Source organism: Streptococcus sp. 10F2 (assembly GCF_054331515.2).
Genome location: NZ_JBTGGE020000043.1, coordinates 1 through 11,906 on the forward strand (window position 1 = coordinate 1; position 11,906 = coordinate 11,906).

General features: G+C 42.8%; 9 protein-coding genes. 4 read left to right on the plus strand and 5 right to left on the minus strand.

Features of this window, described 5'->3' with window-relative positions; genetic code table 11:
• The 5 genes from ACXM1Q_RS07195 to ftsW form a co-directional block, all read right to left on the minus strand.
• The coding region (locus ACXM1Q_RS07195) for a GBS Bsp-like repeat-containing protein (protein ID WP_458517482.1) at positions 1-1,517 on the minus strand (1,517 nt) is incomplete at its 3' end.
• 147 nt (positions 1,518-1,664) lie between these two features.
• The gene (tpiA, locus tag ACXM1Q_RS07200) at positions 1,665-2,423 is read right to left on the minus strand and encodes a triose-phosphate isomerase (protein WP_458517483.1); all 759 of its coding nucleotides are present in this window, start codon (positions 2,421-2,423) and stop codon (positions 1,665-1,667) included.
• A 147-nt stretch (positions 2,424-2,570) separates the two neighbouring features.
• A complete protein-coding gene (gene tuf / locus ACXM1Q_RS07205; RefSeq protein WP_179925281.1) occupies positions 2,571-3,767 on the minus strand; it encodes an elongation factor Tu in 1,197 nt (398 codons plus the stop codon).
• Between the two features lie 134 nt (positions 3,768-3,901).
• A complete protein-coding gene (ppc, locus tag ACXM1Q_RS07210) occupies positions 3,902-6,661 on the minus strand; it encodes a phosphoenolpyruvate carboxylase (RefSeq protein ID WP_458517484.1) in 2,760 nt (919 codons plus the stop codon).
• Between the two features lie 77 nt (positions 6,662-6,738).
• Positions 6,739-7,947, minus strand: coding sequence for a cell division peptidoglycan polymerase FtsW (gene ftsW, locus ACXM1Q_RS07215; RefSeq protein ID WP_458517485.1), 1,209 nt, complete (start codon positions 7,945-7,947; stop codon positions 6,739-6,741).
• Positions 7,948-8,114: 167 nt separating this feature from the next.
• Between ftsW and ACXM1Q_RS07220 the strand changes: the two genes are divergently transcribed.
• From ACXM1Q_RS07220 to lysS, 4 genes are read left to right on the plus strand one after another with little or no spacing between them, the layout of a single operon-like run.
• Positions 8,115-9,002, plus strand: coding sequence for a glycoside hydrolase family 25 protein (locus ACXM1Q_RS07220; RefSeq protein ID WP_458517486.1), 888 nt, complete (start codon positions 8,115-8,117; stop codon positions 9,000-9,002).
• 54 nt (positions 9,003-9,056) lie between these two features.
• Entirely contained in the window at positions 9,057-9,542 is a 486-nt protein-coding gene (locus ACXM1Q_RS07225) for an aminoacyl-tRNA deacylase (RefSeq protein WP_458517487.1), read from the plus strand.
• Positions 9,542-10,189, plus strand: coding sequence for a histidine phosphatase family protein (locus ACXM1Q_RS07230; protein WP_458517488.1), 648 nt, complete (start codon positions 9,542-9,544; stop codon positions 10,187-10,189). The genes ACXM1Q_RS07225 and ACXM1Q_RS07230 overlap by 1 nt, the downstream gene beginning before the upstream one ends.
• A gap of 55 nt (positions 10,190-10,244) precedes the next feature.
• Entirely contained in the window at positions 10,245-11,735 is a 1,491-nt protein-coding gene (gene lysS / locus ACXM1Q_RS07235) for a lysine--tRNA ligase (RefSeq protein ID WP_458517489.1), read from the plus strand.
• The last annotated feature ends 171 nt before the right edge of the window (positions 11,736-11,906 follow it).

Sequence of the window (11,906 nt, forward strand, 5' to 3'; positions counted from 1 at the left end):
GTCTCAGTCACATAAGTCCGTTGATTGCTTCCAGTCACGTAATGCACATGAACCTGATACTTACCTGAATCATATTTATGTTGGCTGGTCTCAATGTGGACTTTATAACTTCCATCAGTTTGTTTGCTTGCCTTATGCCAAACAATATCGTCTTGACCATTCTTTTCAGACCAAGTTGGAACCAAAACTTCTTTGACACCAGCTGGGTGATTGACATTCTTAACTACCACGTCAAAACCTGTCGATGAAACATTAGACGTCGAAACCTGACCCGTTTTCTGAACGACTGGTGCTTGTGGGACACTAACCTGTGTTTTGGTCACAAATTCACGTTTGTTTTGGTTGGTTACATAGTATACATGAGATTGATAAGGACCACTATCATATTTGTGATCTACTGTTGGAATAAAGGCTTTATAGGTACCATCTGCTTGTCGGTTAGCCTTATGCCAGATAATATCATCCTGCCCATTCTTCTCAGACCAGCTAGGGACAAGAACTTCCTTAACACCTTCTGGATGCTGTACTTGACTAACTCGAATCTCATAGCCTTGAGTTGTTACATTACTGCTGGCAACCTTTCCTGTCTTTTCCACCTTAACTGCTGGAGCTACTGGTTTGCTTGGTTGACTAATCTCTTCGATCGCTACATAACGACGAGCTCCAGAATAAGAAATATAGGAAATCCATCGATGACTATCTGCTGTGAGAACACGATCGTAACGCACAGTCTGCCCAGGTTTATAAGTTGCGACATTAGGGCTAGCAATTCGGGCTTCATTTTTCACACCTGCAGTTTTGCTAAACGTATAAGTCCCTTGAGGAGCTAGGGCATTCAAGGTATTTGCAACAGCAGTATCTGTTGTTTGTCCTGCATTATTTTGTGCAGGGAGAGCCACATACCGTCTCGTACCTGAAGTAGCAATGTAGGATAACCATAAACGATCATCTTCTGTCAAAATTCGATCATATGCAACAGACTGACCTTTTTGATACGTCGCTACGACACCCGAAGATAACCGTGGCTGGACATGAACATCCGTAGACTCATCAAATACATATGTTCCTGCATCAGGAAGGCTTGCTAAAATCGGATTCCCCGCAGTTGCTGCTCTACCTGTCGAGAATAAATCCGAAGATTCAAGCTGCGGTTTTACCTCCACGGACTTTGGTTGAAACGTTGTTCGTAATTTAGACTTTGTGGATACCTCTTCCTTTACTACTGAACTTGGTTCCACTGTCTCTGTCTCTTTAATCGAAATCTCTTCACTTACAACAGTCGTTGCTACTTCCGCTTGAACCTCAACATTCCCTTTACTAGATGAAAGGATTGGATCCTGCTCGCCAGAACCACTTCTTGAAATTTCTTGACTAATTACTTCTGATACTACCGAAGCTTCTTGTAAACTATCCGCCTGCACTTGCCCTCCCATGAATACAAGGTTAGCAATAAGAACAGAGGCTGCCCCAAAGGAATATTTCCGAATAGAGAAGCGTTGCTGCGATCCATGTTTCATTCACTTATTTCCTTTATTTTTTACTATATTCTCATTTATTTTATACTACCTTTTCAGTTTTTTCAATATAAATAACCAAAAAGGCTGAGACAAAAGCCTCAACCTCAAGCATTATTAGAAAATATAATCAAAAATTATAAAAATCGATTAGTTTACAAAGTCCAAAAGAGCTAGGAAGCTATCCACTTCAAGAGAAGCACCCCCAACAAGAGCTCCATCTACATCTGGACAAGCCATGTAATCTTTAACATTTGATGGGTTTACAGAACCACCGTATTGTACACGCACTTTATCTGCCACTTCTTGGCCAAAGTCTGCAGCAACAACGTCACGAACAGCTTTACACATTTTTTGCGCGTCATCTTGTGTTGCAGATTTACCAGTACCGATAGCCCAGATTGGCTCATAAGCAATCACAAGTGAAGCCACTTGCTCAGCTGAAAGATCTTTAAGAGCTGCTGAAACTTGTGCACCAACAAACTCAACCGCTTGTCCAGCTTCATAAGTTTCAAGAGACTCACCACAACAGATAATTGGAGTCATACCGTTACGGAAGATTGCGTGTGCTTTTTTATTGATATCTTCATCTGTTTCGTGGAAGTAATCACGACGCTCTGAGTGACCGATAACAACGTAGTCAACACCCATTTCATTCAAGACTTTTGGACTAGTTTCACCAGTGAAAGCACCTGCATCTTCAAAGTAGCAGTTTTGCGCTGCCACTTTAAGGTCTGAATCTTTAGAGAACCATAGCAGTGCGTTCAAATCTACAGCTGGTGCTGCAATAGCTGCCTCAACAAGGTCAGTTGATGGCAATTTACCTGCAAGCCCCTCTACAAAAGCTTGTGCTTCTTGAGGGTTTTTATTCATTTTCCAGTTACCTGCGATAATTGGTTTACGTGACATTTCACATACCTCTTCTATTTTTATTACAGTCCTTATTTTATCACAAAGCCGCTCAGAAAAAAAGAGGAATCACAAAAACGCTAGCCTGACCAAAGGCCAAGCTAGCGTTGTTCTGACTTAAATTGTTAATCTAGGAAATGAACCGAATTAAGCTTCGATTTCAGTAACCATACCTGAACCAACAGTACGTCCACCCTCACGGATAGAGAATGTTGTTCCTTGTTCTACGGCGATTGGGTGGATCAACTCAACGTCGATTGTCACGTTATCACCAGGCATAACCATTTCAGTACCTGCTGGCAACTCGATAGAACCAGTTACGTCAGTAGTACGGAAGTAGAATTGAGGACGGTAGTTGTTGAAGAATGGAGTGTGACGTCCACCTTCTTCTTTAGTAAGGATGTAAACTTCACCTTTGAATTTAGTGTGTGGGTTGATAGAACCTGGTTTAGCGATAACTTGTCCACGTTCGATTTCATCACGTTGAACACCACGAAGAAGAACACCAACGTTGTCTCCTGCAAGACCTTCATCCAATTGTTTACGGAACATTTCAACTCCAGTAACAACTGCTTTAGTAGTTTCTTCTTTGATACCAACGATTTCGATTTCATCGTTAACACGAACCACACCACGGTCGATACGTCCTGAAGCAACAGTACCACGACCAGTGATTGAGAATACGTCCTCGACTGGAAGAAGCAATGGTTTGTCAGTATCACGTTCTGGTTCTGGAATGTATGAGTCAACAGTATCCATCAATTCCATGATGATATCTTCAAATGCTGAATCACCTTCAAGAGCTTTAAGAGCTGAACCTTGGATAACTGGTAGATCATCACCTGGGAAATCGTATTCTGAAAGAAGGTCACGGATTTCCATTTCAACCAACTCAAGCAACTCTTCATCATCAACAAGGTCAACTTTGTTCATGAAGACGATCAAGTTTTTAACACCAACCTGACGAGAAAGAAGGATGTGCTCACGAGTTTGTGGCATTGGTCCATCTGTAGATGCAACTACAAGGATCGCTCCGTCCATTTGAGCCGCACCAGTGATCATGTTTTTAACGTAGTCCGCGTGTCCTGGAGCGTCGATGTGAGCGTAGTGACGTTTTTCAGTTTCGTACTCAACGTGTGCAGTGTTGATAGTAATTCCGCGTTCGCGCTCTTCTGGAGCAGCATCGATAGAAGCGTAATCTTTAGGTTGGTTAACTGATGAAGGCAAACGACGTGCCAAAACAGTTGTAATCGCTGCAGTTAGGGTAGTTTTACCGTGGTCAACGTGTCCAATTGTACCAACGTTAACGTGGGGTTTACTACGATCGTATTTTTCTTTTGCCATTTGGGTAAAAGCCTCCAATAAAATATATTTTATAGATAGACAGTAGGCAATACAGTCTAACTTTCCATACTATTCTATCAGACTGTTAGAAAAAATCAAGCCTTTTACCTCTTTTTTTAATTTTTTCCCAGGGATTAACCCGAGTTCCGAAGCCCCGTCGCAATTCCATTAATCGTAGTCGCAATCAAGGAGTCCGCAGAAGCTGGTAATTTACCTTCTCGCTTACGCCGAATCAACTCAACTTGAACATAGTTTAAAACATCAAAATACGGCATCCGATAAGACAAACTATTAGAAAGATAAGTATTGTCCGCCAATAGTTCTTCTCGTTCCTCTATTAATAGGATACTTTCTTTGGTTTTTTGCCATTCTGCTAAAATCAAGTCATAGACAGCCGCTACTTGCGGTTCCTGGACTAAATCCCGATAATGACCCGCGATTGTCATATTTGATTTGGCTAAGACCATATCAACATTGGAGAGCAAGCCCCTGAAAAATGGCCATTTCTGATACATTTGACGGAGAATGGAGAGCCACTCACTGTCCTCAGCCATTAAAGTTTGAAAGGCGCACCCAACACCGTACCATCCAGGTAGCATGATCCGGTTCTGGGACCACGAAAAGACCCACGGAATAGCCCTTAATCCTGAAATTTCTGTAATCGTCTTTCTAGCCGCTGGGCGCGAACCAATATTCAGACTGGAAATTTCCGTAATCGGACTAGCTTCAAAGAAGAAATCATAGAATGCCGGATTTTCAAAGACTAGGTCACGATAGGCCTGGTAACTAGTCTCTACCAAATGATTCATCACCCGACCATAGGTCTCCCGTTGCTCGGGACTCAATTCTGTTTCCAAACTCACCATGCGATCAAGTGAGGCGGACAGAAGCATCTCCAAATTGTAGTAAGCAGCTTCCTTATTCCCGTATTTATTGGCAATAACCTCTCCTTGCTCTGTTAGACGAATGCGATCGCGAATACTTTCAAGAGGTTGTGCAATAATAGCCTCATAGGTAGGGCCGCCGCCACGACCAACTGTTCCTCCACGTCCATGGAAGAATGTTACTTTCACCCCAAATTCTTGACCTAATTTCTGCAAGTCTTCTTGCGCCTGGTAAAGAGACCAAACTGATGACAGATAGCCTCCATCCTTATTACTATCTGAATAGCCTAACATAATTTCTTGATAGCCATTACAGGAGACAATCCATCTTTGAACCAAATCCAAGGATAGGTAAGACCGCATGGTCCGACGAGAAGCTTCCAAATCCTCAATTGTTTCAAAAAGAGGTACCAATTGAAGACGAGTACGCTCACGGTTGACCAGTCCAACTTCTTTCAACAGAATTGCTAATTCCAAAAGATCAGAGACACTGGTTGCATGGGAAATAATGGACTGACGAATCACTTCTTCACCAAGCACATCTTTCAACTGAGCAGCCATGGTAAGAATAGACAATTCCTTAGCTAGTAAATCACTCTTTGGAAGGGTTGGAGCCGACAAGGGACGTGGATCCTTTTCCAGTAGTTCAAGCAGGACAGATACTTTTTCTTCTTCAGATTGACTGGAATAGTCTTCCATGAGACCAGCTGTTGCCAATAATTCTGCCACACAAGCTTCATGGATAGAGGAATCTTGACGAAGGTCAATGCTAGCCAGGTAAAAACCAAAGACCTCTACTGCTGTAATGAGTTGACTCAACTTCCCACTCGCCAAATGCTGTTGACCACAGGTCGCTAATGACGCTTGTACCTGCTCCAACTCTACCTTAAATTCTTCTGCGGAAGAATAAGCAGGGATTTGCTCCCAATCCCGCTCCTGTTGAATGTTAACCAAGTCTTTACCAGCCAAAGCCAGATACTCTGCTCGCCCTAAAAAGGCCTGCATGTTCCGCTGAGTTTTTAGAAGACGGTCACGAATCCAGGAAAGAGCGCGTCTATAGGGTTCTTTTTCTCTAAAAATCGAATTATCCTGTGAGAGACTAGCCATGCGACTCACGTCTTCACTCACATGTGTTAGGTTGAGTGAGACAGAATAATCCCGATACAGCTTGTTTAGATGTTGCAAATAGAAATCAAAAAGAACTTCTTGCTGCACCCGTGCTGATTCCTTCAGGGTTTCAGCTGTGACAAACGGATTTCCATCCCGGTCACCACCAATCCACATTCCCATAGACACAGGCTTACTGGCAGGTACGGATAGTCCCTGTTCCTGAGCTAAATTCCGATAGGTCTGTGTCAAACGTGGGACAGCTTCAAGGAGCGAGCTCCGATAATAAGCCATAGCATTGACGATTTCATTGGTTACGGTTAGTTTTTGCTCCCGGATCAAATCCGTTTGTAAAATTGTCTCTAAATAACGGTAAAGCTCTTCTTCCCACTCAGCTTGATTAAGGTCACCGGGTAAAGCCATCCGCTTACGTTTCAGTAATTCATGAATTTGGGCTGTCAAATCAAGCAAAGACTTCCGTTGAACCTGAGTCGGATGGGCCGTCAAAACCGGTACTACTTGTAAATCTTCTAGAAGGGCTTGGGCATTTTCCATTTGAGCAGTCCGAGCTACAGCTTGACTGAGTTTCCCAAGATAGTCTTCTTGCAAATTATTGCGCCGCTGAATGGTTACTTCCAAATCCACATCTTCCGCTATATTGATTAACAGAGGAACAACTGCAAAATAACGCACTAAAAGGGCTAAGCGACTCAATTCCAAGTCCTTCAGGAAGGTCGCGATAGCCTGGTCCTCCCCTTCTACTACCCAGGTTTTTACCTGGGCAATCTCATCAAGCACTTCTGGTCCAAAAGCGCCTGCTACAATCTGATTGACCATTCGAGTCAATTCTTGGGCATCTTGAGCGATAAGATCGGCAGACACCTGGTACTCTAATTTTTCCATAGATACTCCTAATATGCAAAAAGAGGCGTGGAAGAGGCTCTTCCCCATCCCGCCCTATCCAATAAGTTCTTTCATCCTCAATAGTGAGAGTTGGTTTCTTCTAGTTCTTTTTTCGTTTCCGCCGCGTCAACATTTAAAACAAACGCAATTGCAATAGAGAGAACCAGAAGACTGTTCCCGCCCTGCGACAAGAAGGGGAAGGTTACCCCAGTCGAGGGAATTAGTCCTGAAATCCCACCAATATTAACAAAAGTCTGCGTCAATAAAAGACCACCAACGCCTGTTGCCAACATGGCATTAAAAGGATCACGCGCTCGGATTCCTACCAGTAAAATTCGAAGAATTAAAAAGAAAAGCAAACCTAAAATCAGACTCGCACCGACAAAACCTAACTCCTCGATCACAATCGAAAAGACAAAATCGGTATGCGCTTCCGGCAGATAGCCATTCTTCTCGATGGAATTGCCCAAGCCAAGACCAAACCAAGAACCATTGCTCATGGCATAGTAAGAATTCGCCAACTGATGCCCAGAATCAGACAAGTCCTCAAAAGGATTAAAGAAGGCACTGAAACGCTTGGCAATATAACCAAATAAGGGAATCTTCGCAACAACATCTACCCCAATAAGTCGAATCGTTCCCAAAACAGCAGCTGACAAAGCTACCACAGCTCCAAGACTCGTCATAAACCAACGATAGGAAATCCCACTCAAGGAAACCATCATCAATACCAGGAATGTCAAAATTGTCGCATTCCCCAAGTCAGGTAAGGAAGCCACAACGGCTAACGAGAACATGACAGCTACTCGCCAATCTGTAAAAGAGCGTGGCCAAAAAGTATTCTTAGTCAGAGCATAATAATCGCTCCTAGCTATCAAGTCTTGCTCTCGGCTAAAAACGGAAGCCAAATACCAGACCATCACAACCTTGAGGTATTCAGCTGGTTGAATACTCAGAGGTCCCAATAAAATCCAACCTCGTGCCCCATTAATCGTCGCTCCAAAAAAGCGCGAGACAATGAGCAATAGAATAACAATGGCTAGAATGGCCCCTACTACTTTTGAGTTCTTTAAAAAATCTAGTTTTAATTTATAAATCAAGGCAATCCCGATTAAACTCGCAATCCAAAAGACCCCCTGTGTCAAAACTGAGCTGAATGGATTTCCACCACTCTGAATCGAGTTGGCACTAGTCGTTGAATAGACTACAATCAAACCCAAGATAGACAATATGAGGTAAGGAATTAGGATTGAGTAGTTTAACAAGTAGCGTTTTTCAATCTTCATCACGTACCCGTTTTCTCTAAAAATTCAGCCTTGATTATACCATTTTCACCGACGAAAAAAAAGCCAAAGACAGTAGCACCCCTTCCAATTGGACAGTTTTTCTATTTTTACCCAAAAACAGGTGAGATTCCTTGTCATTTCAATCATTTTAAGATAGAATGAAGCTTATGAGACAAAGGATAAATCCTATTTATATGGCAGTCTTTTTCGGTTTCATCTTTCTTAGTCTGATTGCCGGCCATAATCAAGTTCAATTCTTAAAAGCTGAACAAGAAGCGGCTCGTGCAGCCAAGGCCACCGAGGAAGCCAAAAAGAAAAAAAGCGAAACAAAGAAAAAGAAAAAAACAACAACGGAAAACGTCAACCTACGTCCCATCGTAGACCTCTCTGGCTGGCAATTACCGGAAGAAATTGACTATGATGCTATGGCAGCTGGTGTGTCTGGTGCTATCATTCGAGTCCACAGTGGAGCTCAAGCTAAAAAGGAAAATGCAGCCACTTATCTCAACGGAATTGACAAATCCTATCAAAAACACATTGAAGAATTCAAAAAGAGAGATATTCCTGTCGCTGTCTATGCCTATGTTGCAGCTGGTTCAGTCAAAGAAATGCAAAAGGAAGCCGAAGAATTCTATCAAGCTTCCGCCAAATACAAGCCAACCTACTACTGGTTAGATGTGGAAGAAAAAACCATGTCCAACATGGACAAAGGAGTTGAGGCCTTCCGTGTCAGATTACAAGAACTAGGTGCGAAGAATATTGGTATTTACATTGGAACCTATTTCATGGAAGAACACAGTATCAGCACTGATAAATTTGATGCTGTCTGGTTCCCCACCTATGGTGTTGATTCCGGTTACTACAATGCTGCCCCTTCGACAGACATTGACTATGACCTCCATCAATATACCTCCCGAGGTTGGTTACCAGGTTTTGATAAGGAGGTTGATTTGAATCAGATCTCCCCACTCAAAAATACCGCTGATGTTTATAAAAAATTATTCCAGAGGGACGCTGTAGACTACCAATACCAAAATGCTTCCCAGACAGAATAGAATCAAAGGCTGGGACTGAGGTCCCAGCCTCTCTTTATGACACAAAGGAGCAATATGGCTAAGAAAAAAATCAAAAAAACCTTGGTCGAACAAATCTTGACCAAAGCTGGTATTGAGTATCAAGCTCACCAATTTAATGGGCTCGAAGGTCAGACCCCTGATGATATTAATCGCAAACAAATCTTTAAAACCTTGGCTCTTAAAGGAGACAAAACTGGCCCACTTATTGGTGTACTCTCCATAGAAGATCATCTAGCCGAGAAAAAATTGGCAGCATTATCTGGTAATAAGAAAGTTCAGATGATTCCCCAAAAAGACTTGGAAAAAACAACTGGCTATGTTCATGGAGCCAACAATCCCGTCGGTATTCGCCAGCGGCATCAGTACCCAATCTACTTCGATGATCGGGCTTTAGATTTCTCGAGCATCTTGGTTTCTGCAGGTGAAATTGGCCAAAGTGTCCAAGTCAATCCCCAAGAACTAGCTCAATTCGTAGGCGCAAGCTTTGCTAATTTTCGTGAGAAAGGAGAAGAAAAATAATGAAGTTATACTTTGTTCGTCATGGTAGAACGGAATGGAACGAGGAAGGACGTTTTCAAGGAGCTAGTGGAGATTCACCACTATTAGACCAATCTATTGGGGATATCGAAACTCTGGGAAAACACCTACAGCACATCCATTTCGATAGAATCTTCTCTAGTGATCTTCCACGGGCACTTCATACAGCTCAAATTATTCAAGCTCAAAATCTTCATCCAGTTAAGATTGAACCCCAAGAATCACTCCGTGAGTGGCAACTGGGCCGCTTAGAAGGTCAAAAAATTGCCACTATGGAAGCCATCTATCCCCAACAGATTCGAGCCTTCCGTCATAATCTAGCCAAGTTTAATTACGACATGTTCGAAGCTGAATCTGTTTATAAAACCACCCAACGAGTTGCTGAATTGGTACACAGTCTAAAGAATCAACCTTATGAACATGTTCTCTTTGTAGGGCATGGTGCTAATCTAGTAGCTTCCCTTCGTACCCTTTTAGGAGTAAGCCCTGCCTTCATCCGAGACTGGGGCGGTCTTGCAAACGGTAGTCTTACCATCTTAGAGACGGATAATTTTAATGATTTCCAACTCCTAAGTTGGAATGATACAAGCTTTTTAGAGTCTGTAAAAGTCGAATCTATCCACTCATAACCCTTGTAATTGTGATAAAATAAAAAATAGTCTACGGATGACAGAGGAGGAAAATATGTCACACCATCTAACAGAGGAACTCAATGACCAGCAAATCATTCGTCGGGAAAAAATGCAGGCCTTGGCGGATGCTGGTATTGATCCCTTCGGTCAGCGCTTCGAACGAAGTGCAAATTCTGCAGAATTGAAAGAGAAATATGCAGACTTGGACAAAGAAGCACTTAATGACTTAAACGAGTCAGCAACCATCGCCGGTCGCTTGATGACAAAGCGAGGCAAAGGAAAGGTCGGATTTGCACATGTCCAAGACCGTGATGGCCAAATTCAAATTTATGTCCGTAAGGATGAAGTTGGCGAAGAAAACTATGAAATCTTTAAGAAAGCGGATTTAGGTGATTTTATCGGTGTTGAAGGTCAAGTCATGCGGACCGATATGGGAGAATTGTCCATCAAGGCTAGTCACCTAACGCACTTGTCTAAATCCCTTCGACCGCTTCCTGAAAAATTCCATGGTTTATCTGACGTTGAGACCATCTACCGCAAACGCTATTTGGATCTTATCTCCAACCGTGAGAGTTTTGAGCGGTTCATGGCGCGCTCCAAAATTGTATCTGAAATCCGCCGTTATCTAGATAACCAAGGGTTCCTTGAGGTAGAAACACCTGTCCTTCATAACGAAGCTGGTGGAGCTGCTGCTCGTCCCTTTGAAACCCACCACAATGCGCAAAACATGGATATGGTACTCCGTATTGCAACAGAGCTACACTTGAAACGGTTAATCGTTGGTGGTATGGAACGTGTTTACGAGATGGGACGTATTTTCCGAAATGAAGGTATGGACGCTACCCACAATCCAGAGTTCACAACCATTGAAGCCTATCAAGCTTATGCAGACTTCCAAGATATTATGGACTTGGTCCAAGGAATTATTCAAGCAGCAGCTAAAGCTGTTACAGACCAAGCTGTCATTACCTATCAAGACCAAGAAATCAACATTGGTCATGATTTCGCTCGTCTACATATGATTGATGCCATTAAAGACATTACCGGGGTAGACTTCTGGCAAGAAATGACCTTGGAACAAGCTCAAGAACTAGCCAAGGAACATCAGGTTCCTGTGGAAAAACACTTCACTTCAGTTGGTCATATCATCAATGCCTTCTTTGAAGAATTCGTGGAAGACACCTTGATTCAACCAACTTTCATTTATGGTCACCCAGTTGAGGTTTCTCCATTGGCTAAGAAAAATCCTGAGGATCCTCGCTTCACCGATCGTTTCGAACTCTTTATCGTCGGTAAAGAATTTGCCAACGCCTTCACAGAATTGAACGATCCAATCGATCAACTTTCCCGCTTTGAAGCTCAAGCCAAGGCTAAAGAATTGGGAGATGACGAAGCAACTGGTATTGACTACGACTTCGTTGAAGCCCTTGAATATGGAATGCCACCAACAGGTGGACTTGGAATTGGAATCGACCGCCTCGTTATGCTTCTTACCAACGTAACCAGCATCCGTGACGTCCTCTTATTCCCAACGATGAAATAAGCTAAAACTAGGCTGGGTAAAAACTAAAAATCTCTCGACTCGCTTAAATTTTCTACCATTTGTCAACCAACTTCTCTAAAAATGGGCCAATTTATTTGGCAGAGTGGTGCCTGTTGAGCCTAGTTGTAAAGCTAAGAGAAGGGGATTTGGTGTCAAGGCCTTGAGCGTTAG

Bases quoted from the DNA above. Each gene is read 5' to 3' on its own strand.
- tpiA (WP_458517483.1), bottom strand. From the start codon at position 2,423: ATGTCACGTAAACCAATTATCGCAGGTAACTGGAAAATGAATAAAAAC.
- tuf (WP_179925281.1), bottom strand. From the start codon at position 3,767: ATGGCAAAAGAAAAATACGATCGTAGTAAACCCCACGTTAACGTTGGT.
- ppc (WP_458517484.1), bottom strand. From the start codon at position 6,661: ATGGAAAAATTAGAGTACCAGGTGTCTGCCGATCTTATCGCTCAAGAT.
- ftsW (WP_458517485.1), bottom strand. From the start codon at position 7,947: ATGAAGATTGAAAAACGCTACTTGTTAAACTACTCAATCCTAATTCCT.
- ACXM1Q_RS07220 (WP_458517486.1), top strand. From the start codon at position 8,115: ATGAGACAAAGGATAAATCCTATTTATATGGCAGTCTTTTTCGGTTTC.
- ACXM1Q_RS07225 (WP_458517487.1), top strand. From the start codon at position 9,057: ATGGCTAAGAAAAAAATCAAAAAAACCTTGGTCGAACAAATCTTGACC.
- ACXM1Q_RS07230 (WP_458517488.1), top strand. From the start codon at position 9,542: ATGAAGTTATACTTTGTTCGTCATGGTAGAACGGAATGGAACGAGGAA.
- lysS (WP_458517489.1), top strand. From the start codon at position 10,245: ATGTCACACCATCTAACAGAGGAACTCAATGACCAGCAAATCATTCGT.